Source organism: Micromonospora sp. CA-259024, from assembly GCF_050936255.1.
Taxonomy (GTDB): Bacteria; Actinomycetota; Actinomycetes; order Mycobacteriales; family Micromonosporaceae; genus Micromonospora.
In genome coordinates this window covers 909,565-934,696 of sequence record NZ_JBNJND010000001.1, presented here as the reverse complement: position 1 = coordinate 934,696, position 25,132 = coordinate 909,565, and the positions used below count along the sequence as shown (strand labels likewise).

The window sequence follows — 25,132 nt, the reverse complement described above, 5'->3', positions numbered from 1 at the left end:
GCGGGCACCGCAGACAGCGAATCGCGTACGCCGGATTTCAACAACCCCTAACTCGGCGCGATCCGTCCGATCTGCACGGCCCGGATCCGGGGTGCGCTAGGGGTTCAGCGGCCTCAGACCCGTCGTTACCGTGAGCCACAGTGCCACTTCAGCCCGCCCCAATGGAGGATCACCATGACGGTCGCACTGACGGCACCCCGCGCTGACGATGGCGTCCGCACGGCGCGGCTGCCGGCCACCCGACTGGGCAAGCTCCTGGACCAGGGCAGCCTCCAACCGCTGCACCCGGCCGACGACAGCGGTGTCTACGCGGTGCGCGGCCTGATCAACGGCTTCCCGGTCGTCGCGTACTGCACGGACGCCAGCCGGATGGGCGGCGCCCTCGGTGCGGCTGGCGCGGGGCACATCGTCGACGCCATCCGCCTGGCCCTTTGGAAGCACTGGCCGGTGGTCGGGCTGTGGCACTCCGGCGGGGCGAAGCTGGCCGACGGTGTCGAGTCGATGGACGGCGTGGGCCGGATGTTCGCCATGATGACGAAGGCTTCCGGGCGAATCCCGCAGATCTCGGTCGTCCTCGGTCCGGCCGCCGGAGCCGCCGCGTACGGTCCGGCCCTGACCGACCTGGTGATCATGTCGGACGCGGCGCGGGTCTTCGTGACCGGCCCGAGCGTCGTTCAGAGTGTCACCGGTGAACAGGTCGACATGGACATGCTCGGCGGCCCGCTCGTGCATGCCCGCCGCTCCGGGGTGGCACACGTGGCGACGGACTCGGAGGCCGAGGCGTTCGTCCGGGCTCGCCGGATCACCGAGCTGCTCGCCCGTCCCGGGCACGTCGATCTCGGCAGCGTGGCCGACCGGCACGACCTGCGGACGCTGCTGCCGGAGTCGAGCCGCCGGGCGTACGACGTGCGACCCCTGGTCCACCAGCTGCTCGACCGGGACGGCGATGCGACGCTCTTCGAGGAGTTGCAGCCGGGATGGGCGCGGAACATGGTGGTCGGGCTCGGCCGGCTCGCCGGGCGGACGGTCGGGTTGCTGGCGAACAACCCGCTGCGTAAGGGTGGCTGCCTCGAGTCGCAGAGCGCGGAGAAGGCGGCGCGGTTCGTGCGGATGTGCGACGCCTTCGGCGTACCCCTGCTGGTCCTGGTCGACGTGCCCGGTTACCTGCCGGGAGTCGGGCAGGAGTGGGACGGCGTGGTCCGGCGCGGGGCCAAACTGCTGCACGCCTTCGCCGAGGCCGAGGTGCCCCGGGTCACCCTGATCACCCGTAAGTCGTACGGCGGGGCGTACATCGCAATGAACTCCCGGGCCCTCGGCGCCACCGCGGTTTTCGCCTGGCCGCAGGCGGAAGTCGCGGTGATGGGCGCGGAGGCCGCGGTCGGCGTACTGCACCGCAAGGAGCTGGAGGCCGCCCCTGCCGGCACCGTGGATGAGCTGCGGGCCCGACTGGTGGACGAGCACCGGCGCGAGTCCGGCGGGGTACGGCGGGCTCTCGCACTCGGTGTGATCGACGAGATCATCGACCCGTCGGACACTCGGCGTCGGCTCGCCGAGGTGGTCGCCGCCACCCGGCCTCGGCGCGGGCGGCACGGCAACATACCGCTCTGATCCGTTCAGGGTGTGGCGGTCAGCCGACGCCGACCCCCAGCACGTCCGTGACCATGGCGAGCACCTCGTCGGGCCGGTCGTTGAGGGAGAAATGGCCGCCCGGGAGGTAGCGGACGTTTGTCGGGCCCGTGGGTGTACGCCCGCCACGCCTCCGCCTCGTCCGGAGGGACGAGCGGGTCCACGTCGCCGACCAGGACGGACAGCGGGCAGCGCACCCGGCTACCCGGACGCTCCCGGTAGGTCTCGATCGCCCGGTAGTCTCCGCGCAACACGGGAAGGATCATGCGCAGCAGGTCCCGGTCGGCCAACAACCGGTCGTCGGTGGCCCTGTGCCGGCGCAGCTCGGCCAGGATCGCGTCGTCCCCCAGCTCGTGCAGGTTCTCCGCGCGCACACGGCTGGGCGCGCGGCGGCCAGAGACGAAAAGGTGCAGCAGGTCGAACCCGGCGTGGCGTTCCAGTCGGGCCGGACTACAAGGTGATCACGATCAAGGCGACCGAGCGCACGGCCGTGCCGGTGCCGGCGCTCGGCCACAACGACTTGCAGATCGCCCATTACACCGGGCCGTCTGTCCCGGGCACCTACTCGGTGATCATCGCTGCCGATGATGCCTCCCGTTTCCAGATCTCCCACGGCCACCACGGCGTGGACTGGGCGGGCATCGAGGACGCCGAGGCGGCCACCCTGGGCCAGATCCAGCAGTGGTACAGCGCCCCGTAACCCGCCGCTGAACCGGCCTGCCGGCCGGTGTCGTCCCACGCACCCTCCTGTACGGACCGCCGTGCCGCTCGCCGGCACAGCGGATCCTCGCGTCTCGCCCCGCAGACAGGCTGTCCTGGCCTGACAGCGATGTGTGGGTCATCTGCCAGCGACCCCGCCTAGCCTCCAGGGCGATTTCCTCTTCCGCACACCCGCGGCAGCTCCCACGCGAGTCACCGCCTCACCGAAGAACGGCACAAAGGAGCGGCATGACAAGGTCGATAACGCCCCGCCAGCCAGTCGACTCGCCAGAGCCCGAGGGCACCGGCGCGCCCCGGGCCGGCGGATGGGCGGCTGGATCGCCGGTCGCCGCTCGAAGTTCCTGGTGCTCGCGCTCTGGCTCGTCGCCGCGGGCTTCGCGGGCCGGCTCGGCGACCTGCAGACCGACGACATCGTCGCCACGCTACCCGGCAGCGCGGTGCTCACCAGCCTGCCCCTGGTGCAGCTCGTCCAAATCGGATTCGCTGTCGCCTTCGGCATCCTGCTGGACACGCTCATCGTCCGGTCCGTGCTGGTCACCGCGCTGAGCCTCGATATTGGACGGTGCATGTGGTGGCCGAGCCGACTGTTCCACAAGGCCGACGAAGCGATGCCGGCGCCATGACGCGGGCATCGGTGTGCTGCGGGTCAGGCCCGACGAGGGCAGGCTTGACGGATTTGTTCATTCTCCAGCTAGGCCCCCGGCTGTCCGGGGCGAAAGGTAGGCGGCGACGTGGGTAACGACAGGCAGTTCCTGCCCGGAGACGATCTTCAGGGCTATTTGACCAACTATCCCCAGGAGGTCAGTTTCGGCGACGATCCCGCCGAGGTTGTCTTCGACCGTTACCACACCCCGGACTTCGTCCTCTACAACGACGGGCTACCTCTCGACCGGGAGAAGCTGCTCGCCCATGTGCGGCCCGCGCGAAAGCGCGCGTCCAGCATCTACGTGGACGTCCACGACACGGTGATCCAGGGCAGCCGGGTCGCCGCCCGCTACACACTGGGTGCTGTCATGCGCAAGGGCGGCAACACCGTCGTGACGGAGATCCACCTGTTCGGTCAGCTCGCCGCAGACGGACGCCTGCAGCGGGTCGATCAGATCAGCAGGACCCTGCCGGCCGGGGACAACCAGTCCGAGTGAGAGTTCGTCACCGCGGATGCTCGGTGGGCTTGACCCGTTTCGACGGACGGGTCGATGTGTAGATCTTATCTGAATTGATCTCTGACCTATGGTGACTGTCGGTGACCCCGACTGATTCATGGTGGCAGCCCTTGGTTGTTCTTCTTCTTGCCGAGACAAGAAGATCAATGGCCGAGGGCTGTCCCGTGATCAGTGCGCATGATCCTCATCCGGCTGGCGTGCACGGAGTTGGCGAGGTTCCGGCGGAAGCTCCACGTCTGTCTGCCCTCGCGGACGGATGCCCTTCGAGCTGGCCGACGCGGTGTTGTGCGCCGACGGACCGGTCCGGTCCTTGGTGGAGTCGCTGTCGCTGACAGGTGCGCACCGTCGTGGTCACGGGGCGCTGTGTGACACCCTCGCCTGCGTCAGGTTGTATTCGCGGTCGGTGAACAGGTCCACGTCACGGGGTCCCAGCTTGGCGACACGGCGGGCGTGCAGGGCGAGCTGCCCGCGTGCTTCACCGAGGCGGCGGCTGGCGACCAGCATCTCGTCGGCGGCGTCGAACGGCTCCTTGCCGCTGGACGTCATGGCCGCGTCCATCACCCCGGTGAACGCGGTCATGAGGCCGTTGGCCAGGGCGATGCCGTCTTGGTCACCGCTGGTCCAGATCTCCGACCAGGCGGCCTCCACGGTAACCATGTCCTTGGCCAGCCAGTCGTGGAGCACCATCGGATCCAGTGGCTTGTGCCCTCCAAGCAGCTGGTCGCCCACCTCGCGCAGGCCCGAGCGCCAGTACCTGGTCTGTCGCAGCGCCTCGGCCTTGTGCGCGAGGCGCAGGGCGCCAGACAGCATGAGGATGTACGCGCGCTGAAGGTCAGCCCGCTCGCGGTGTCGCCGCCTCAGTCGACCCTGCACCATGACCACGAACAGCGATGCGAAGGCGGTGATCGCGGAGCCGAGCAGAGCGGCGACGGTCGGATTCACGCCGACATGATGCCTGCCAATGGGTGCACCCCGGTTCGGGGGGTCGGAAGAAGCATCAACTGGCTGATCCACCTGGGGGTGTGCGCAATCCCGTACGGCACAAGGCGGTTCTCGACCGAGTAGCCACGACCGCGCTGGCCCGCGACGGGCGGGGCCGCGCCGAGCCCAGCGTCGCCGTCGCGGCGCCCCTGGTACGCCGACCGGCCGACCCGGTGCGGTCAACAGTCGGCGGAGGGCGTGGCATTGCAGATCCGGTCGGCCGTCATCCGCCACGCCTGCGCCTCGTCGGCCAGACCGCCGGCGAGCAGCTCCCGACCCCGGGCGAGAACCGCGAGGGCGTCGGGGTGATCGGGCAGCCACTGCTCGGCGTCCCCGACGGTCAACAGTACGGCGACGGTGGCCGGGTCGGCAGCCTCGGCGGTGAGGGAAGCCCGCCGGCCGAGCACGACCGCGCTCAGCTCATCCGCAGCTCCGCGCTCGGCGTGCAACCAGTCGAGCGCCGCGTGCAGCAGCGGCGGCGGCAGTTGGCACGGGGCGTCGCCGAACGGCCCGGACCGGCCCGACGATCCACGAATCCTCGCCGAGACCGCAGCCGCTTGCCGTCGTGTTCGCTGGTTCTCCCATGGTTCACGCCTCAATCGGCCTCGGCTGCGCCGGAGCGGACTTCAAGCTCTACACCAGGGACAAGGCCACGGTGGGAAGTCGTTGGACGACTTCCAGCATCCCGCGCATCTTCTGACCGGCCGGAAGAGACCGTCGGCCCCGCCCTGCCATATAGCGGGGCCGGCAGGTCCATCCGATGGGAGGGCACCAGGCGCAAACGATCTCTCGTATGAGACCTGCCGAACGGCCGACCCCGCAACAGAGGGAGTGCGTTCCCCTCCGACGGGGAGGAGAGGTTGTCCATCGCCGCAGACCATGGGGTGATGACGGTGGGTGTGTGGTTACCAGACTCCGGCCCGGATGACCGGGTTGTCGATCGATCCAGCCGGACGCCGGTGCCCCGGTTACTGGCGACCATCGCTCCATCCGCCGGGGACACGCGGTGATGGCGAGGGAACGGCATGGCCGCGTGCGGGTGCCGGACCGGTACGGCTACGGGTCGGGTATGCCGTCGGGACACTGCGCGCAGCGGGCCGATCTGTCGGATCGTCCCGCGCGTTCTCCCCGAGCGTTTGCCCGGGTCTGGCCGTGGGCGGTGGCGTGCATCCTGTTCGTCGTCGGTGAGGTGGCCCTGCGTGCGTACTGGATCGCGGGTGGCCGGTGGGCTTACACCGCCTGCGACCGCACTGATCTGGTCGACCCGGCGGATGGATGCGGCGCGGACCAGGTCGAGGCCCTGCCGTTCTGGTCGGGATGGGCAGCGGTGGGAGTCGGTGTCGCCCTCGCGATGCTGGTCGTGTGCGCGGTCCGGTTCCCTGGCCGCTCCGCCGCCGCCGGTAGCTGGGTGGCGGCGGCCCTGCTCCTGCTCGTCGCGTTTCCGCTGCATCTGCTCTTCGAGGTCCCGGCGGCGTTGGCGGGGCGTCCCTCCGACTGGCGTGACCTCGGCGCCCGGCTCGCGCTGGTGGCCGGGGCCGTCCTGTTCACCGGGCTGGCGAACGCGTGCGGTCCGCGGCGCGGACCGGTGGCTGCCGGCTACCAACCGGTGCCGCGGTGGACCCGTCATTGGGCGTACGTGTCCGTCGCTCTGCCGGTGATCGGCTGGGCGCTGCCGCATGGGCTCTGGGTGCTCGGCGTACCGGTCGGCATCTCCCCCCGACAACTGGATGACATCCACCAGGGCCTCTCGACGCCGACGGGCGTGGCCATCACTCTCGTCCCGCCGCTCGCCGGCCTGCTCGTTCTCGGATTGGTACAGCGATGGGGCCAGCAGTTCCCGCGCTGGGTGCCGGGACTGCACGGTCGACCGGTTCCCCGGCTCCTGGCGGTGATTCCAGCCGGGGTGGTGGCGCTCGCGCTGCTCACCTACGGCGCCTTGAGCGTCACGGTTTTCGTGCGGCAGTTGCTCACCGGCGACCTGCAATGGTCAGACGTGTGGGAGGAGTGGGCGGTGGCCGCCACACTGCTGGTGTTCCTCGGCTGGGGAGTGTCGCTCGGCGTCACCACCACCGGCTATGCGCTCGCTACCCGGCCTCGTCCGAAGCGGGCCACGAACGCCACCTCTCGCTCTGAGCGTGGCAGACCCTGATCAGCATCGCCGCCGCACCGGTCCGTATGCAGTCGCGATCACGTGGCGGGGAAAGGGCTGGACGGGATGATGTTCGGGCCTGTAGCTTGCCGTTGACCGTGACACCGCCCGAGGAGGTGAGACCCATGAACGCTGTATCGATGTGGGTGCTCCCCCTCTCCGTCACGGTCGGGCGACTGACGTAGGTGTCGCCGGGAGCGCCTCGCCAACAGGGCACTCCCGAGAGGAAACACCTATGCATTCTCCGCACTTCACCGCCGAGCCGTCGTCGAACGATGCGGTCGAGCGCAGCCTCACCGTGGGCGACGTCCCCGGACTCCCAGCGCCGGTCTCCGGTACCGATCGTGCTCCCCTCATGTTCGACGTGATCATTGCCGGGTGCGGGCCGACCGGTGCGATGCTGGCCGCTGAACTGCGTCTGCACGATGTGCGGGTGCTCGTCCTGGAGAAGAGAACCGAGCCCGCGTCGTTCGTCCGCATCGTCGGTCTGCATATTCGCAGTCTCGAGTTGATGGCGATGCGCGGCCTGCTGGATCGCATTCTCCAGCAGGGAAGACAGCGTCCGGCCGGCGGTTTCTTCGCGGCCATCAACAAACCCGCGCCCGACCTGAATTCCGCGTACGCCTATCTGCTGGGGATCCCGCAGCCGGTCATCGAACATCTGCTCGAAGACCATGCGATCGAGCTGGGTGCGCAGGTCCGGCGCGGTTGCGCGGTCGCCGATTTCGAGCAGGACGACGACGGTGTGACCGTCGAGCTGGCCGACGGGGAACAGGTGCGTGCACGCTATCTCGTCGGCTGTGACGGCGGACGCAGTACGGTGCGCAAACTGCTCGGCGTCGGCTTCCCCGGCGAGCCCGCGCGGACCGAGACGCTGATGGGCGAGATGGAAGTGGGCGTGTCGCAGGAGCAGATCGCCGCCAAGGTGGCCGAAGTCCGCGAGGCCCATCATCCGTTCTGGCTTCGGCCCGCAGGCGTTGGGGTCTACAGCGTCGTCGTCCCCGCCGCCGGAGTCAGCGACCGCGCGGAACCGCCCACTCTCGACGATTTCAAACATCAGTTGCGCGCGATCGCCGGAACCGATTTCGGCGTGCACTCCCCGCGCTGGTTGTCCCGCTTCGGTGATGCCACACGACTGGCCGAACGTTATCGGGTCGGGCGGGTGCTACTGGCCGGCGATGCGGCACACATCCATCCGCCCATCGGCGGACAGGGCCTCAACCTGGGCGTTCAGGACGCATTCAACCTCGGCTGGAAACTGGCCGCACAGATCCGCGGCTGGGCGCCGGAAACACTGCTGGACACCTACCAGACCGAACGTCATCCGGTCGCCGAGGACGTGCTGGACAACACCCGCGCCCAGATGGAACTGCTGTCCACCGAACCGGGCCCGCAGGCCGTGCGCAGGCTGCTCACCGAACTGATGGACTTCGACGAGGTGAACCGCCACCTGATCGAGAAGATCACCGCGATCGGCATCCGCTACGACTTCGGCGCAGGCCCCGACCTGCTCGGCCGCCGTCTGCCCGACATCGATGTGAAACAGGGCCACCTCTACGGTCTGCTGCACCGCGGCCGTGGCCTGCTGCTGGACCGCACCGAACGCCTGGCCGTCGGTGGCTGGTCGGACCGGGTCGATCACCTCGCCGATCCCACTGCGGTACTGGATGTTCCGTGCGTCCTGCTACGCCCCGACGGCCACGTCGCCTGGATCGGCGACGATCAGCAGGACCTGGACGACCACCTCTCCCGCTGGTTCGGCAAGCCCGCCAACTAGTTTCGCCGGCGCGACCGAAAACGAATGCCGACATGCCTGTCTCGGGTCGAGACCATGACAGGGGCTGCTTCGTGTGGTCATCCCGCTTATCCGGTGACCGCCGACAACGGTGACTGACGGCGATCCCGCGTCGGCTCGCGCCCGGCCTTCGGTCAGCGAGGCAGGTCTGGCTGGTGGGGTGTGGCGGTGCGGCCGAGCGACGCCGCCGACGCCGCCACCCGCCGGGCAACCTCCGCCTGGTCGGCACCGCCGGACAGCCCTTCGATCGCGACCCGCCACAGCTGGTCGATCCCCGGATCCGAAGGCTGGACCGGCAACACCCGGTACGGGCGGACCAGAGCCTCGGCGACCAGGAACATGTTGGCCTGCGCCGACTGGGTGCCACTTGTCGACGCGGCCCCGGCCACCGGGGGCACCGACCATGCCGGTCCCACCACCGGTGCCGGTGGGACCGGCGGGGCAGCGTGCTGTCGCGGGACCGACGGGGTGGGTACCGGTACGGCCGGAACCGGCTCGGCGTGCTTGAGCAGCACCGGTGTGACCTCGACCCCGAGCCGGGCGCTCATCCGCCCGGCCACGTTGCTCACCCAGCGCATCAGGTTGTCCGGGTTCAGATCACTCCGGACCTTCTCGCTCATGTACCGCCCGGACTTGTCGTTCGCCTCCCAGCGACCGGTCACGGCATTCCAGCCGAACTCCCCGCTGACCCGGGCCGGCCGCTCCTCGGTGACACCGGGGCCGACGAAGCCGGCCGCGATGGTGGGGTGGCCCTGACCATCCAACGACGCCTTCAGACCCTCCAGGGTCAGTTGCCCGTCAAGCCGCCGCATGCCGGTCCACAACTGCTGCCACTCCTCGTCGTCGAGGACGGTACGGATCTCCTCGGTGCCGATGCGAATCTCACCGTCGGGGTCGACCGTGTAATGCCAGCGCGCATCCTTGCGTTCCAGGAAGGCGGGCGGGAAGTCGGCAAGCCGGTACCACACCGGGTTCAGCCGTACCCGGCCGTCTGCCAGCTCTCCCGGCTTCACCCGTTTGGCCTTGACGACCACGCCGTACTCGTGGTCCAGGTCGATGCCGGGCGTCACCCCCCACCCGCCAGTCCCGCTCCGCTCCCTCGTCGGCTCCTCGACCTGGCGCGGGACGACCGGCTCCTCCGCCGGAATGGTCACCTCGCGCGGGCCCGCCGGCCGGCCCCCGGCAGAGCGCGTCGCCAGGGCGTACGGGGTGGCACCACCGAGCAGTGCCGCGGTCGTCCGGGAACGCGTGTCGATCACCTCGTTGGTGGGGGCCGGCAGCCGGACCGGGGACGAGCGTTGGAGCGCGTCCGCGTACCGCTGAATCCGCCTCCGCTCGGGCGCCGTACGACCGGCCAGCTCCTCCTCCACCACATCGTGGTCCACCACCGGCAGATCCCACTCGCGTCGCGACGGCAGCGGCGGCATCACCGTCGTCACGGCCTCACGGGCCCTCCTGACGTCAGTCTCCCCGTGCTCGGCCTCCTCGGTGATCCGTCGCAGATGCGACTCGACCGCCGGCGACTCCCTGATCGGCGCCAACTTCTGCACCGGTGGCGGCTCCTCGGTCAGGATCAACTCCCCGACCGGTGCCGGCTTCCGCATCGGCGCCAGCTTCTGCACCGGTGGCGGCTCGTTCTCCGGAAGCACACTGTCCTCGGGCACCGTGAGCAGCGGCGGGTTGACCGGCGCGTCCGGCCTGGCCTCGTACTTGGCGCTGAACTCGTCGAGCTGCTGGTAGTGGTCCCGCATCGACGTCCACCACGCGGCCTCGGCCGACTCCCGCTTCTCGATTGCCTTCCGCCAATGCTCGCGCAGAGCCGGGTCCATCGGCCTTCTGGCGGGGGGCCCCGCTGGCCCGGGCTCAGACGGGTTGGTTATCTGGCTGCCCAGAGCCGCGTACTTCGCAGCCGCCTCCGCCTCCCCCGCCGCAACGAACTCGTCGCCGAGGCGGGCCAGCTTCTGTTCGTGCGTCACGATCGCCTCGAACTCGCGGCGTACGTTGTCCGGGGCGCCGCTGTTGATGCCGAGCACCCGCCGCGCGTCGTCCAACCCCATCCGCACCGCCACGACCACCGGCGGGATCTGGTCATCGCGGTGATGCCTGTCGGCCTGCACCGCCCGGGGCAGCGTCACCGAGACGGTCGGCTCGCAGACGTACTCGACCAGGACCGACCGGCCCTCCGGCTTGACGTTGCCGAAGCTTGTCGACGAGTCCTCTGTGCCGGCCGCCAACGCGACCGTCTCGCCGCTGATCGGACCACTGTTGCTGTTCTCCAACGCCTGGTACGGGTCGCCCAGGTAGCCCCGGCCGAGCAGCAACCGGGGAGCGTGCAGCGACTGGGTGAGCCGGTTCGACCCGCTGCTGATGTTGGCCGTCTGCTGGGCGACGTGCTCCCGGTAGACGGCGGAGTCGACGCCACCCAGCCTGGCCGCCACCGGTTTCAGCCCAAGCTTGATCAGTGCCTCCTGCATCGACACGGTGGCGCTCGGTACCGGCGGCAGTTCCAGCCCGTCCGTGTCGAAGGCCCGCCCGACGTTCGGCAGCAACAACTCCGGAGTGAAACCCTGATGCACCTGGTGCGCCCCGACGTAACCGGAGACATGCAGACGATCCGCGGCGCCGGTCAGCAACGCCTGGGCCGCCTCCTGGAGGTGAACCGCACCATTGAAGTCCTCCGGCGCGTACCGGGGCGGCAACAGCAGGCCGTTACGCAGCCGCCAGCCCGGTTCCGGGCCGGGTGTCGGCTCGGGTCGGTACGGTTTCGGCGCGTTCACGGCGCCCTGACGTGGCGGTGGGAGCCGGAGATCACCGGCCCACCGGTCGACGGTCACCGGTGCGCGGAAGGTGATCGTGCCATTCGGCACGGCCCTACCCCGGTGGTAGATCCGGATCTGGAACTGGGGCTCGAGCGTGACCCGCGCCTTCACCCCTCGACCGGAGCTGATGTCGGTGGTGCGCTGCTCCGACTCGGTCGTGGTCGAGGTCGAGGTCAGGCTGGTGGTGTTGTACTGGTAGCCACCACCGATCGCGGCCGGCTGACCCTGTGGGTTGAGCACCGCCGACGCGGCGATGTTGGCGTAGAAGCCCCCGCCGTGGGCGGTCCGGAGCAGGTCGGTCTGGCCCTGCGCGCCAACGGTACGCACGTCGATGTCGTCGTGGTTGGCGACGAACTGGTCGAACGTGACCCCCTTGTCGAGGACCGCCTCGAGGCGTACGTCGTAGAGCCGTTGGCTGAAGATCCCGGTGTCGGCGTGAATCAGGGAAACACCACCGTCGAACAGCGCCGCCCAGTTCCGCCGTACGCCGAGGCGGGACAGCGCATGCAGCATCCGGCGCCGGTTGAGCATCGGATCCGCCAGCCCGTGCCCGGTCAACGCGTCGAGGATCGGCCGGGCCAGCGGCTGCGGATTCGGTTCGCCCACCGCCTCCCTCAGCGCCGCGATCGCCGGGTCCACCAGCGAGGGAACGTCATGGAAGGTCTGCAGCCCCAGCCCGGGCGACCCGCCCGGCCGCAGGGTCAGCTTGGCGTTGCGCGCCTCGTCGGTGACCGGATTGCCGCTGAGGGTAGCCGTCACCGGCGGCTTCACCCTACCGAACAGGCCCATCGCCACCGCCTGTTCCTCGCTGACCCGCAGGTAGACGGCATTCTCGATGACCGCGCTGTGACGCACCGACTTGTGGTGCTCCCAGCTGTCCGGTTGGAACGGTCTGGGTACGAGCGCCTTGGGGAAGTCGGCGGAGTTCGTCACCTCGGCGGCCACCGTCGCCCGCAGGTCGGCCACCACCAGGTACGTCCGCTTCTTGCCCTTACGGTTGTTGACGTTGCGCTCGATGCCGCCGCTGACCTTGCTCCGCTTTCGGGTCATCCGGTACAACAACGTCCGCTGGTAGCCGGCGGTGCCGGTACCACCACCGCCGTACTTGTCCCCGGGGCGCACCGCCTCCCGCAGCGAGGCACCGAACTGTCCCCGGGCCAGGAGCTGGGTCTCGCGGGTACGGCTGCTCCACACCTGCACCCCGCCGCTCGGCGCGTGCTCGGTGGTGATCTCCGCTTGGACCGGTACCAGGCGCGGGTTGACCAGCCTGCCGGCGATCGAGACGTCGAGCCGGCCACCGTCGATGTCCGTGGTGAGCGGGTCGAGATCCCACTGCTTCTCGGTCATGGTGCCGAGGTTGGTGGCCTGCTGAGCGGCGGTGAGACTGTCGGTGATGTCGGTCCAGAGCGGCATTCCCTGCTTCAGGCTCGTCTCACCGCGCAGGCCGCCAAGATGACGCCGGGACGCGCGGTCCTCGTACTTCTGTGTCTCCTGGATCGTGTCCCGGGTGAGTTTGAGCAGCTCGGCACTGCCCGGTATCGACTCGACGAACTGCCACTCCTTGACCTCCCCCTTGCCTCCCCTCTGCGGCGTCGTGGCCGAACCGGAGGACGTGGAGGCGGAACCAGAGGGCGTGGAGGCGGAACCGGGGTGTGCCGGCTGGCTCGAGGTGTCGTCGACAAAATTGCGCAGGGTGTTGAGGTCGGTTCTGGTACGCCGGGCCAGTGGCTCCCGCGGCCCCTTGGTGACCTTCACCGGGAGGGTGACCCGCTCCTTCGGCGCGGCGCTGCCCGAGTAGAGGACGTCGACCGGGTGCCTCCGGCGCAGGCTGTATCGGGGCAGATCCTTCCCACCGACCTGCACCGCGTTGTCCCTACGCGTGAACGTCGTGCCGTCCGCGTGCCGGATGCTCCTGACCCGGGTACCCAACCCGATCCGGGAGCCCCGGTCCCGGCCGAGCCCGACCTTGTACGGGTAGACCCGCACGACCAGCTCCAGGTCGCCGTGGTAACGCTCCGAACTCGGCGTGCCGCCCTGCAGCGCGGTGTCCTGCCCGGTCACGTCCACACCGCCCTGCTGCGCCCGGCGCCCCTGCAACTCCACCGAGGCCGCCGGGCTGAAACCCGTGTTCACCGCACCGTCGCTGGACCGGAAGATGAGCCCGCCCTCGACCGCCGCCGCAGCCCGCCACTGAGCGCCGCCGGCAGCACTGTCCTGCTCACTTCGGCTCTGGAAGTTACGTACGGCGACGTTGCGCTCCACACCGGTGTGCACCAGCTCCTGCGGATGCCGGGCGGTCACGTGGACCACCACCTGGCGGCTGGAGAACCACTTGGTCCGCGTCAGCCGGACCGCAATCCCGCCGTTGAGCAGGGTGGTGTAGTTCTGCCGCAGCGCCGGCACCGACAGCGCCCGGTCCAGCTCCGCCTGATTGCGCTGGCGTTCGCTCGCGGAGCTGGCAAAGCCCATCCGCTGGGCCACACCCTCGCGGCGGAACCGGGGCAGGAAACCACCGCCGAAACGCCGGACCAGCCGCGCGGTCTGCTGATGCAGATCGGCGAACTGGCTCATGTCGTACGGCATCGCATGCCCGCCCTTCTCGGCGAACGGCGGCGGATGCTTACCCGGCCCCTGTTCCGGGTCGATCTCACGGATTTTGCCCTTGGTGTTCGGATCGCCCTTGGTGTTCGGATCGATCGACACAGTGCTCGTCCTGCGATACTCCCTTTCCTGCTGAGGGTCGCGCTGGTCGCCCTCGATGGACACCGTGCTGGTTCTGCGGTACGCCCTCGGCCGTTCCGGCACCGTGGCGCTGGTTCTGCGCTGGTCCCTGGGCGGTTCCGGCGACGTGCCGCTGGTTCTGTGCTGGTCTCTGGAGGGCGGTACGACGGAGTCGGAGCTGGTTCTGCCGTATTCCCTGGCCGACCCGACGCTAGTCCTCCCGGGCGCCGTGCCGGTCCTCTTCAGCACGGGCGGTCGCACGTCCCGGACCATCTCCTCGGCCTTGGCCTTCGGAAGGCGCGACAGCACGCTCAGATCCAGCACGATCGGGCGTACACCGGAGCGGAACGGTTTCTGGAAGGCGTTGACCCGGGTAGCGGTGTTGATGGTGAGCCGTACGTTCACCTTGGCCAGAACGTTTTCGATGTCCTTGAACTCGGTGCCGGTCCGGGTGGTGCTGCCCTGCCGGGTACTGGTGGTGGTGTTACGCCGGAAACCCAGGCTGAGTCGCAGTTGCACGTATGCCCACCCGAACCCCCAGCGGATCGGCACCGCGCTACCGCCGCCGCCGACCGAACTGATGTGCTGCTCCCGACCGTTGACCGAGTACCCGGGCTGCCACCGGAACGAGGACTTCTTGACGTCCGCGACCAACTGCATCCCGGTGACCTCCGCGTTGAGCTGAAGGGCCACCGCCTGGCGGCGGGACGGGCTGAGGATCAACGGCGAGTTCACGTCGCTCTCCAACGCCGGCAGCAGTTGCCCCAGCACGCTGGGCTCACTCAACAGCGTCCGGAGCTGCTCCCGGCTGAGGCTCCCCTGGTCCGCAACGCCGGTCGGCTGGAACCAGCGCAGAATGTCCTCGACCACCTCGTTCCAGGTCCGCGAACCCGTGGTGTCGTCGTCCTCGACCGTGGTCAGGGCGCCCACGGCTCCGTCGTTCGAGGCAAAGGTGCCTGGCTGGGCGACGGTCACCGCCCGGGCGTCCAGGATCCGGACCACGTTCAGGTTCTGGACCAGCGTCGACACGTCGAACCTGCCCCGGTGCACACCGTCGGTACGCGGGGTCGCCTTGGCGATGTCGTCCAGCGTGCGGAAGCCAACCTGGGCGGTGACCACGTTCGGTGCCGCCCCCGCATTGCCTGCCGTCGTCTGGTGCGCCGGGGGTGGGGTGGACAGCGGCGACCCCGGTTTGCCCACCTGCACGGTGAACCGGACCGGCGCCAGCACCAGGTGGGACGGCCCGCCACTGCGAATATTGTGCGAATCGAAGAGGGTGGCGCCGCTCTCGCTGGTCACCGCCGCCTGGGCCAGGGCCATCTCGCCGGACGCCCCGCCACCCGGTCCGAACCGGCCGCCGATCATGAAGCCGGCGCCGACGGCAAGGCTGTCGCCGGAACTCTCGGTCTCCTTCAGCGCCGTGCTGAAGTCGTTCCTCGTGTCGTACTTGGCCTTGTCGTGACTCTGGTCCAGCCGTTCCTGCTGGTCGGTCAGGCGGGTCGTGGAGACGGTGACGCTGTGCCAGCGGCCGGTGCCGTCACGGACGTCGAACGTACGCCCACCACTGGTGAAGAACGACTGCAGGTCCTCGCGGAGTGCGTTCTCGATGCCGCGGAAGTCGACGCTGATCGCCTGCCGGCCGCCCCGGGTGAACCGGTGCACGATCGGCCGGATCCGGGCACGTACCCGTTCCTCGACATCGGACCGCAGGTCATCGACCAGCTTGTCGAGGTCGGCGGCGCCGTCCACCTCGTACAGCAGATCGGGCTGATCCTGGTAGAGCGAGCCGCTCGGCGTCGGCACGTTCGGCGTGGGCGCCCCTTTCGACCGGTCGTCCTTGGCCCGGGAACTCGACGCCAGGGCGGACCGGCGAAGCATGCCGGGCCCGGGGTTGCGCGGCGAGTCCACCAACGCCTCGACGAGGGACGACCTGACCGGCCGGTCGTGGGGTCCGGCCGCCTCGGCCAGCGGCACCCAGCGCCCGGCGGCATCGGTCAGCATGACCCGGGCCAATGGCAGGTTCTCCGCCAGTCCCTGGTCAGACGTCGCGTCCAGCCAGCCCGCAGGACGCTGGAGGTCCACCCACTTCAGCCCGCCCGGCTGCCCGACCGGTACGGTCGCGTCGGCGTGCAGCTCGAACATGTGCGCGTCGCCGCCCGGCGGGCGCACCCAGACGTACGCGCTCCAGCCGTCCCGCCGCGCGCCGTCGGCATCGGTCAACAGGGCCCGAAGCGCGTCGGCATCGCCCCCGAACTGCTCCCATGAGCCGTCGACGGCGTGCGCGAACTCCCGGGGGTCCCCCCGACCCAACAACGTCTCGTCCACCGTGCGCCGGGCGAGCCGGCGGTGCTTGGCCAGGTACGAGGCGAGCAGGCCGGGATAGCAGTCCGGCTCCCCGTCCCAGGCTGGTCGAGTGGGATCGGCGAGCAGCCGTGCCAGGCCGTCGCTGACCTCGCGCGCGTTCCGGGGTGCCGACACGTCCCGCCGCCCGAGGTCCGCCGCCACCTTTCGCAGCACCTCGGAGTCCTGCGGTAGCACTCGTGCGTGCTGCGGCGTGGGATCCCGACGCATCTGCTCCGGTCCGGCGTCCGCGCGCTGGCCGTTGGAGTGGTTGGGGCCGGGCAGGGCGTTCACCGGCTCCGGCCGGGGCTGCCGATCCGGTACGACCGGCGCGTCCCGGCGTACCGGGCCGGGTTCGGTGCCGGCCTTCGACGTCGGTCCGCCGGCGCCGTCCCGGACCACGCCGGGGGATTCGCTGGACAGCGGGGTGGACGGGCTGGACGGGCTGGATGGGCCACGGACCGCAGCCTCGGTGACCGCATGGGACGGGCCGGTTGACCGCGCGGGCGCGGGGCTGTCCGTCGTGCGCGACGACGATTCGACCGAGGCGCCCGGTGGCGTGGTGACCGGACCGGTTCCCGGCACCGAGCTGATCGGTGTCGGGCCGGAGAGCGGCGCTGGCCCGGACGTGGCTGCCGGCGTGTGGGACGGCGCGGAAACCGATGTGGTCGGCGGGGAGGCCGATGTCACCGGACCGATACCGGTCGGACCGGGTGTGCTGGACGGTACGGGTGCCGGTCCGGTCAGCTCCGAGGCCGTCACCGTCCGGGGAGTGGACGGCATCGCGGGTATGTCCGGGGTGGCGGAGGTACCCGGGGTGCCCGGCCCCGGCGAGGACTCGTGGTCCTGCTCGCCGCCCAGCCCGGACGTGCTGGTGGTCGGCGGGATGACGGTGCTGTCCGGTGCCGGGGCATCCACGCCCGGGAGGGGCTCGACGGACGCGGGTGGTTCCAATGGACCGGGCGGTACCAGCACGGGAGGCGTGTCCAGCGACGGCGGTGACGCTTCCTGGTCCGGCCCGATGATCACCTCCGGTCCGGTCACCTCACCACCTGGCGGCACACCAGGCGGGACCTCGTCGTCCCCATCCACCGGGGACGACCCGCCCCGGCCCCCGCCTCCGCCTCCCGTCGACGAACCCGAACCCGAACCCGAACCCGAGCTCGACCCGGAGCCGGAGCCTGAGCCAGGAGCTCCCGGAGGGGTCGGCGTATACGGCGGTGGGGATCCTGGATCATCCTGCGACCCGACGGCCGAATCCGTGGGAGGACCGGAGTATCCCGGCGGCGGGTTCGGATCCGTCGGCACATACGTCGGGACCGGATCCCGATCCGCGATCGTGTCCGGATCCGCATCACCCGACACACCACCACCCGACGCCGAGTCGCCCTTCCCACCCCCGACCGCGTCCCCCACCGACCCCGCGACGTCCATCGTGAAACTGTTCAACACACTGGACACCGCCGTCGGCGCCAGAATCCCCGTATCCACCACCCCACCGTTCAACACCAACCCCGACACCACCTCCGTCGTCAGCTCCTCAACCGCGTCCTCCGCAGCCCGACCCCCCGACGACGCCGCACCACCGGCCACACCACGCCCCGCCGAACCACCACCCTTACCCCCACCACCCACAGCCCCACCCAGGCCCTTACCACCCAACCGACGGGCCGCGCCCTTACCCGCCCCGAACACCCCACCGACCAAAGCCTCCAACGCGCCCCCCGCGGCCGCGTCGTTCGTCGAGTTCCGGTTCCACCCCCGCTGATAACCCCGACCCCGCCCCGCCAACTGCGCCGCCACGTCCACCAACAACTCGTAAATCATGTTGAACGCCGCGCCCATCCCCGCCTTACCCACCACCCGCACAAACGTCTGATAAAACGCCTGCCGCACCACCGGCGCCTTCGCCACCCACTCCAAAAACGCGGCAGGATTGACCCACAACAACTTCAACGCGATCAACAACTCGATCAACAACAACGCCGTGATCGCCAAAATAGTAACCTGAACATAAAAGAACAACGCCGCGAACTGCACCATCGCCTGACCCAGAGTCCGCACAAACTCCGGCCCCGCCTTCAACAACCCCGCAACACGATCCGCCGCCGCAACAAAAGCCTTCTCAGACTGACCCCGCACCCCACCACGGATCGTCTCCACCCCCGACGCAAACGACTTCTCCGCATCATCCAAAACATCCGCAACACCATACAACTGCTGCCCGAACTGATTAAACTTCTCCGGCAAAAGGCCCGGAAACTCCTCACCATAAAACCACTTAAAAAACCCAGCAAGAGAATCCGGAACCTCAAGCGGCACGACACCAACACCCCCCGCTGAGCCCGGCCGGAAAGACTCGACGACGTTGCCCACGAGCGACCCGGCGCAAGAGGCCAAGAGCACCGTCGCTAAAGGACACCCGCTTCACCGGGTGGCAGAGGTCGGGCGGAAGGGGCTATCGACAGCGGGCATGGCAGACATGCTGAGCGGTGCCCAGGAACGGCTACCCGTCCAACAGTGAACGACATCACAACAGAAGGTTAAGGAACAGGTCCTTCGCCCCTGTGTGGCGCAGCCGCAGGACCGGGACCCGCTGGCCAGTCTTCGTAGCCATGGGCGCCTCAACGCACTGAGGCGTGCCCCGACCTGCGAACCGGCCAGCGGGTGGAGCAACCGGGAATGATTCCCGGGTACGGCGCCCGGCCTTTATGAGCGACTTGATGCAGCAGACGGTTGCCGCGGGTGGGTCGAGCAAGTGGGAAGACAAGGTGCGGTTGGGGCGACACCGCCGTCACTCGATCAAACCTTGGCGGTTTCCGCTGGCGTGACATCCTCGATGAGAAGGGTCCGCATTTGCTCGACGGTCGGCTTACCGAGCGTGCGCAGCCGGCCCGCCTGGCGTGTGATGGAGTCCTCCAACAGTTGCCGCGCGTACCGCCCATTGCCGAAAGTGCGTCCTCGTGGAACGCGCTCGAAATGCTCCCGCAACGCAATGAGTGTGGTGCCTGGGCACTCATATCCGCTGGCCGAGGCAAGTCCCTGGAAGATCGCCACCAGTTCGTCGGCGCTGTAATGGACGAAGTGGATTCGGCGCGAGAAGCGCGACGCCAGACCGGCGTTCGCGGCCAGGAACGCCTCGATTTCCTCCTCGTACCCGGCCGCGATGACCACCACCTCGTCGCGGTGGTCCTCCATCAGCTTGACGAGCGTGTCGATCGCCTCCCGGCCGAAGTCCTGCCGGGCGTCCGGCGGTGCCAGGGTGTACGCCTCGTCAATGAACAGCACCCCGCCCCGGGCCCGCTCGAACGCCTCCCGGGTGCGCTGGGCGGTTTGTCCGATGTACTCGCCGACCAGGTCGGCCCGCGCCACCTCGACCAGCTGACCGCCGGCGAGCACGCCGAGGGCGGTCAGCAACTCGCCGTACAGCCGGGCGACGGTGGTCTTGCCGGTTCCGGGTGGCCCGGAGAAGACCACGTGCCGGGAGATCGCCGGTGCCGGGAGTCCCGCGCTCACCCGGGCCCGGATCGTGGCCAACAGGTCGATGAGGTCGGAGACCTCCCGCTTCACCCCACTCAGACCGATCATGGCATGCAGCCGGCCGAGCAGCTTGTCGACCTCGTCCGCCTGGGCCTCACCGGCCTGCCCCCCGCCCGCCGCCGAGGCGCCGAGGTCCTGGGGCAGCAGCTGAGCCAACTCCACCCCGTCCGACGAGACCGCCTGCGAGAGCCGGAACGCCTGCCGTCCGATCATCTCCTCGAACACCTTGCGGGCCACCCGGGCGTTGCCGAAGTTCGCGTCCCGGGCCATCCCGTCGAACAGCCGGGTCAGCGCCAGCCGCGTGTCGTACTCCAGGGAGTAGTGGTGGGTGCTGCACATCCGCTCGACGATGGTGACCAGTTCCTCGCTGGAGTAGCTCTCGAACTCCACCGACTTGGAGAACCGGGAGGCGAGTCCCGGGTTGGAGTCCAGGAACTGGCGCATCTGCACCGAGTACCCGGCGACAATCACCACGATCTCGTCGCGGTGGTCCTCCATCAGCTTGACCAGGGTGTCGATCGCCTCCCGGCCGAAGTCGTGCCCACCACCACCACCGTCCACAGGAGACAGGGTGTACGCCTCGTCGAGGAAGAGGACCCCGCCACGCGCCTCGTTGAACTTCTCCGTGGTCTTCACCGCCGTACCGCCGATGTGTTCGGCGACCAGGTCGGCCCGGGCCACCTCGACCATCTGACCGGTGTTCAGCACACCGAGCGCGGCAAGGATGCGCCCGTACAGCCGGGCGACCGTGGTCTTGCCGGTGCCCGGGGCGCCGGCGAAGACCATGTGCCGGGACATCGGCGGCGCCGGCAGGCCGGCGGCGGCTCGCCGCTGGCTGACCCGGTGCAGGCCGACCAGTGTCGCTACCTCGTGCTTGACTCCGGCGAGACCGACCAACGCGTCCAACTCGGCCAGCAGCGGGGTGGCGGGGTCGGCCGGCGGCCCGCCGCCCGGGGATCCCGGCCCGCCGCCGGCCGGGACCATCGCCGCGAACGGTAGAGCCGGCTCTCCGGCGAACGGGGTGGAACCGCTGCCGACGGGAGGAGCGGCCGGTGTGGGGCCGGCTGGCCGGCTGCTGGCCGGGCCGCTCGGGCGGACGGCGTTACCGCCGTTGCCGCCCATCATGGTCGTCTCCACCTGGACCGGCTTGACCGTCTCCCGGACCAGGCCCTCACCCACGTTCTCAAGCAGCTCGCACCCGCTCACCCGACCGGACGAACCGGCGGCGAACCGCACCCCCGGGCCGCCGCTGCCGCGCACCCGAGTACGGGTCAAGGTGAGGTTCCCCTCCGACTGCACCAGAACCCCGACCTTGCGGGCGCCGCTGACATCCGATCCGGTGACCGTCGCCGTACCGTCGATGTGCAGCCCGACCCCGCAGCCGTGAACAACCGCCTGGTCGGCGGTGAGCGTCGCCTCGGACTCGACCAGGAACCCACCGGCCGCGCACCGTTCGATCCGCACCTGCCGAACCACCGGCCGAGCCTGGCCGAGCAGCCGTACCCCGAATTCCCGGATGTCCTCGATCACGCAGTCCTCGACCACCGGCGCAGCCGACCCGCCGACCACGAGTCCGGTCGGCCCACCGTGCACCGTCAACCCGCGTATCGTGCCCGTCGCCTCGGCCTGGAACAACAGCCCACCGCCCGGTCCGCCAGTCACCCGGCCACCCTCGACCAGCGGCGCGGCCGACCCGGTGACCGCGATCGCCGCGGCCTCGGTACCGTCGATGGTTCCATCGATGAACGCGCCAGCGGCCCGCTCGAGCACGAGCAGCCCGTGGCCCGTGGCACCCTGTACCCGGCAGCCCCGCAGCACCGGTTCGGCGCTGCCGGACAGGACGACCCCGTGGCCCCCGACCGTACGGATCTCGCACTCCTCCAGGGTCGGCCGGCCGCCCGTGACCACCACGCCGGACCCCGGCAGGTCATGCAGTCGGCAACGGACCACGCGGAGCGCGCCGTCCTCCTCGACCGTCACCCCTGAGCCGTCGACCGCGGTGATCTCACAGTCCTCGATGGTTCCTCGTCCACCCCGGCTGGACAGCACCCCGGTGCCCCGAATGTCGGTGAACGTACAGCCCCGTAGGACCGGATCGGCGCCGCCGACGATAACCGCGCCGGCGCTGCCCGTGTCCCGGACCGTGGTGGCGCTGACCGTGCCGCCGGCGTCCCGCTCAAACAGGAAGCCGGCGCCGTCCGGGTTGCTGACCTGACAGTCGCGCATCTCCACCCGGCCGCCGGGCACGTGGACCGCGACAATCCCCCGTCCGGTGACCGTGCACCCGATGGCGTGCAGGGTGCCTCGCCCGATCTGCACCGCGGGCAGGTCGGAGGCGCCGCCGCGCACGCTCAGCCCGCGCAGCGTCACGTTGCCGCCGCCGACGAAGACGGCCACCCCGTCACCGCCGTCGATGGTCACGGTGCCCGGACCTTCCTCGGCGGTCACCGTCACGTCCCCGGACAGCCGCAACTGCTCCCGGTAGGTGCCCGGCTGCACGGCGATCACGGCGCCGGGACCGGCGGCCGCCAACGCCGCCGCGATGCTCGGCAGGCACCCCGGCTCGGTCTGGGACACCAGAAGCATCCTGTTACTCAAGCTCGTCCATCCTCAATCGCCGCGACAGCGCCGGCAGCCGCCGGCACGGGAAAGGGCCGGCCCGCGTCATCCAGGCCGGGCGCGAATGCGAGCGGCACGGAAGCGCCGCCAGCCGTTGTGCCGCCCTGGCCAGCGGCGCGCAACCGGTCCAGGATTCGCTCGGCACTGTCGCGCCCGCCCCGGTGCGAGGCGGCAAGATCGCGCAGCAGGACCCGTACCGCCTGGTCGGGGGTCCCGTCGTCGACCGCGAGCACCTGGAACCGGCTGACCGGCGGGAAGATCGCTGCAGCTCGGCCATCGCTGCCCAGGTCGTCCAGCCGGCGTGCGCTCACCGACCAGATGGCGAACCGCACGCCGGTCTCCTCGGCGCCCGTCCCGGCGGCCAGATCGACGTCCACGAAGGCGGGCTCGACCAGCACATCACCGGGCCGGTACCCGGCGGCCAGCCGCCGGTCGGCAGGCCCTGCCCGGAAGACCGGGCCCAGTACCGATGGCAACCGGCGCAGCCCGTACGCGGCGCAGCGGGCCACCAGCGCCAGCCGGTCAACCTCGGAATCCGGGCCGCCGCCGCGCAGGACCTGGTTCACCAGGTCACGTTCGTGGTCGCGGTACGCCCGGAGAGCGACCAGCCCGGCGGTGAGTTCGCCGGAGGCGCCGGCCACGGCCCGCAGTCCGGGTGACTGTGCCAGGGTCCGGGCCACCACCCGGGCATGCGCGTCGTAACGGCCGCTGAGCGCCTGGCGCAACGCCGTCCGGTCGGCAACTGCCCGGTCGATGTCGGCCTCGGCCAGCCAGCGAGGCGCCGGCCCGGGCGAGGTCGCTGGTTCCGGGTTTCGGTCCGCCGTGGTCACGCCGGTAGCCGGGGCTTCCGGGTGGCTCACCGGGGGCGGGGCGACGACAGGGGCCGGCGGTGGCACGGCGAGTACGGCAGCCATCCCGACAGCCGTGGCGGCGTGGCCCGACCCCTCTGGCCGCCAGCCAGGAGTGGCGAGTGGCAACTCCTCGGGTCGGCCGAGCCCCAGCGCCACCGATTCGTCGAGGTTTCCGGCGTCGACGGAGTCAGCCGGACCGGTCGGGGCACTCGGAGCGGTCGGGGCGGTTTCCTGAACTGAGGGCGGCTGCTGCCCCGCCACGTCCGTGGCCATACCCGCGATGGCGGCGGGCCCGCTGGCCGGCGCGGCACCAGGCCCCGCCGGGCCGGTGGCCGGTCGCCCGCCGGGCGGCGACGGGACGGCGGATACCGGTGACGGCCCGCCGATCGGGGCGAGCCGCGCCGCAGTCGTCCAGCGTTCGGGCGCGAGCAGCGCGACGATCTCCGGATCGAGCGGCGTGGGAAGCAGTGCCGGCTCCGCTGGACCTGGTGCGGTGGTCGGCTGGTCCAGTGCGGCGGACCGATCCACCGCAGCGACCGGCTGAACCGGTCCGGCCGGTCCTGCGGCGGCGGGCGAGGCGGGGCGAGGTCTGCTCGGGGCTCCCCAGCGGGCGGCCGCCGACGGTCGGGGTGGCAACACGGGCCCGAGGACCTGCCACCGACGCGCCGCACGTGGTCTACCCGGTGCCGGCGGGCTCCAGCGGCGGAACGTACCGGTGGCCTGGAGCAGCCCGGTGGAGGTGCGGCTGATCTCGCCATCGGCCACGTACACGGGTGCCCCGAGCGCGTTCACGAGGCCGCCGAAGAGCAGGTCGGCGGCGCTCCTGCGCATCGGTGCGCCGTACGTGGCAAGCACCACCGGTCGCGGGTCGCCCGCCCGGCAGAGATCGATCAGTGTCGCCAGGGTGCGGGGTGCCACCGGCCCACCGTCCACCCGGAACCCTGTCACGTCCACCATGATCTCGACCACGAAGCCGGCCAGGACCCGACCGTCACCCACCACCGGTTCGTTGGCGAACGACCAGCCTGCGGCGGTGCGTACGCCCGGCACCGAGTCGGGGATGCCGGCGGGCGCCGGCGGATCCGCCGGTGTCTCGCGACTAGGGCGGGACGCCGGGCGGACCGGCAGCCAGACGCGGGACGGACGCCGCGCCGGCAGGCCGACAAACCCGCCGTTCGGGCGGGAGACCACGGACCGCCAGCCGGTAGCGGCCGCTACCTTGACCGCCGGCAACGGCGGGACCGACGCCTGCACCGGTGGCGGAGGAGAGACCGGCGCCTGCACCGGTGGCGGTGATGGACGAGGAGGAGGCGGAGGAGGGAACGGCCACAGGGGCTCGGTCCGGACCGGGGCGTCCGGGGCCGACACCGCCCACAGCGCGGGACGAAGCACGACGCCCTCCGGAACCGCCAGCTCGGTCAGCGGGAACGTAACCTCCTGACCGATCCACTCGGCCAGTTGTCGCACCTCGGTGCCGGGTTCGATGGACCGGTCGTACGACCCGAGCGGTACCAGCCGGACCCCGGCCGCAACCCCGCCCAGGTGTTCGGCCAACACCTCCGGCAGCAGCTCGAACAGATCCGGCCGGGAGGTGACCGACGGGGCGATCAACACCGCCCGCCGCCCCGCCTCGCTGGGCAGGGCGGCGGCCAGCGCGAGCATCGGCGTACGCGGGTCCACCCCGGTTCGCAACGCCAGCGTGTTGCCGACAGACTCCACGATGACGGCCGGAACCGGCTGATCGCCTCCCGTGCGGGACATTGCGCGGACCTCCTTGCCGCGGGCGATCAGGAACGCGCGCGTCGGGT

At 70.4% G+C, this 25,132-nt stretch carries 12 protein-coding genes and 1 pseudogene; 7 read left to right on the top strand and 6 right to left on the bottom strand.

Going from position 1 to position 25,132, the window contains the following annotated elements; all coding sequences use genetic code 11:
* Positions 1 to 174 precede the first annotated feature (174 nt).
* A complete protein-coding gene (locus ACQEUX_RS03755; RefSeq protein WP_433041093.1) occupies positions 175 to 1,608 on the top strand; it encodes an acyl-CoA carboxylase subunit beta in 1,434 nt (477 codons plus the stop codon).
* A gap of 5 nt (positions 1,609 to 1,613) precedes the next feature.
* On the opposite strand, the gene ACQEUX_RS03750 is transcribed toward ACQEUX_RS03755, so the two are convergent.
* On the bottom strand, positions 1,614 to 2,066 hold the full coding sequence (locus tag ACQEUX_RS03750; RefSeq protein ID WP_433049587.1) for a thioesterase II family protein: 453 nt from the start codon (positions 2,064 to 2,066) through the stop codon (positions 1,614 to 1,616).
* 17 nt (positions 2,067 to 2,083) lie between these two features.
* On the opposite strand from ACQEUX_RS03750, the gene ACQEUX_RS03745 reads away from it, so the two are divergent.
* The 4 genes and pseudogenes from ACQEUX_RS03745 to ACQEUX_RS03730 form a co-directional block, all read left to right on the top strand.
* Entirely contained in the window at positions 2,084 to 2,326 is a 243-nt protein-coding gene (locus tag ACQEUX_RS03745; RefSeq protein WP_433041090.1) for a hypothetical protein, read from the top strand.
* Between the two features lie 325 nt (positions 2,327 to 2,651).
* A complete protein-coding gene (locus tag ACQEUX_RS03740; RefSeq protein ID WP_433041088.1) occupies positions 2,652 to 2,969 on the top strand; it encodes an MMPL family transporter in 318 nt (105 codons plus the stop codon).
* 108 nt (positions 2,970 to 3,077) lie between these two features.
* Positions 3,078 to 3,488: a nuclear transport factor 2 family protein gene (locus tag ACQEUX_RS03735; protein WP_433041085.1), complete on the top strand. Its 411-nt coding sequence runs from the start codon at positions 3,078 to 3,080 to the stop codon at positions 3,486 to 3,488.
* A gap of 167 nt (positions 3,489 to 3,655) precedes the next feature.
* Positions 3,656 to 3,900, top strand: a pseudogene (locus ACQEUX_RS03730) (NF041680 family putative transposase); the annotation flags it as partial.
* Here ACQEUX_RS03730 and ACQEUX_RS03725 read toward each other — a convergent pair.
* Complete coding sequence (locus ACQEUX_RS03725; protein ID WP_433049996.1) at positions 3,861 to 4,451, bottom strand: hypothetical protein; 591 nt, start codon at positions 4,449 to 4,451, stop codon at positions 3,861 to 3,863. The pseudogene ACQEUX_RS03730 and the gene ACQEUX_RS03725 overlap by 40 nt on opposite strands.
* Before the next feature lie 218 nt (positions 4,452 to 4,669).
* Positions 4,670 to 5,089, bottom strand: a complete 420-nt coding sequence (locus tag ACQEUX_RS03720) for a hypothetical protein (protein ID WP_433041083.1) — start codon at positions 5,087 to 5,089, stop codon at positions 4,670 to 4,672.
* Between the two features lie 434 nt (positions 5,090 to 5,523).
* On the opposite strand from ACQEUX_RS03720, the gene ACQEUX_RS03715 reads away from it, so the two are divergent.
* Positions 5,524 to 6,639: a hypothetical protein gene (locus ACQEUX_RS03715; protein WP_433041081.1), complete on the top strand. Its 1,116-nt coding sequence runs from the start codon at positions 5,524 to 5,526 to the stop codon at positions 6,637 to 6,639.
* Between the two features lie 355 nt (positions 6,640 to 6,994).
* On the top strand, positions 6,995 to 8,416 hold the full coding sequence (gene rox, locus ACQEUX_RS03710) for a rifampin monooxygenase (RefSeq protein ID WP_433049584.1): 1,422 nt from the start codon (positions 6,995 to 6,997) through the stop codon (positions 8,414 to 8,416).
* 152 nt (positions 8,417 to 8,568) lie between these two features.
* On the opposite strand, the gene ACQEUX_RS03705 is transcribed toward rox, so the two are convergent.
* From ACQEUX_RS03705 to ACQEUX_RS03695, 3 genes are all read right to left on the bottom strand, one after another.
* Positions 8,569 to 17,358, bottom strand: a complete 8,790-nt coding sequence (locus tag ACQEUX_RS03705; RefSeq protein ID WP_433041078.1) for a hypothetical protein — start codon at positions 17,356 to 17,358, stop codon at positions 8,569 to 8,571.
* Positions 17,359 to 19,116: 1,758 nt separating this feature from the next.
* The gene (locus ACQEUX_RS03700; RefSeq protein ID WP_433041075.1) at positions 19,117 to 22,431 is read right to left on the bottom strand and encodes a right-handed parallel beta-helix repeat-containing protein; all 3,315 of its coding nucleotides are present in this window, start codon (positions 22,429 to 22,431) and stop codon (positions 19,117 to 19,119) included.
* Positions 22,432 to 22,448: 17 nt separating this feature from the next.
* Positions 22,449 to 25,085 carry a hypothetical protein gene (locus tag ACQEUX_RS03695; protein WP_433041072.1) on the bottom strand — a complete coding sequence of 879 codons (2,637 nt, stop codon included), beginning with the start codon at positions 25,083 to 25,085 and terminating at the stop codon, positions 22,449 to 22,451.
* Positions 25,086 to 25,132 lie beyond the last annotated feature (47 nt).

What these genes read in the sequence shown, in the direction of transcription:
- ACQEUX_RS03755 (WP_433041093.1), top strand. Translation starts at nt 175, where the DNA reads ATGACGGTCGCACTGACGGCACCCCGCGCTGACGATGGCGTCCGCACG.
- rox (WP_433049584.1), top strand. Translation starts at nt 6,995, where the DNA reads ATGTTCGACGTGATCATTGCCGGGTGCGGGCCGACCGGTGCGATGCTG.
- ACQEUX_RS03740 (WP_433041088.1), top strand. Translation starts at nt 2,652, where the DNA reads ATGGGCGGCTGGATCGCCGGTCGCCGCTCGAAGTTCCTGGTGCTCGCG.
- ACQEUX_RS03695 (WP_433041072.1), bottom strand. Translation starts at nt 25,085, where the DNA reads ATGTCCCGCACGGGAGGCGATCAGCCGGTTCCGGCCGTCATCGTGGAG.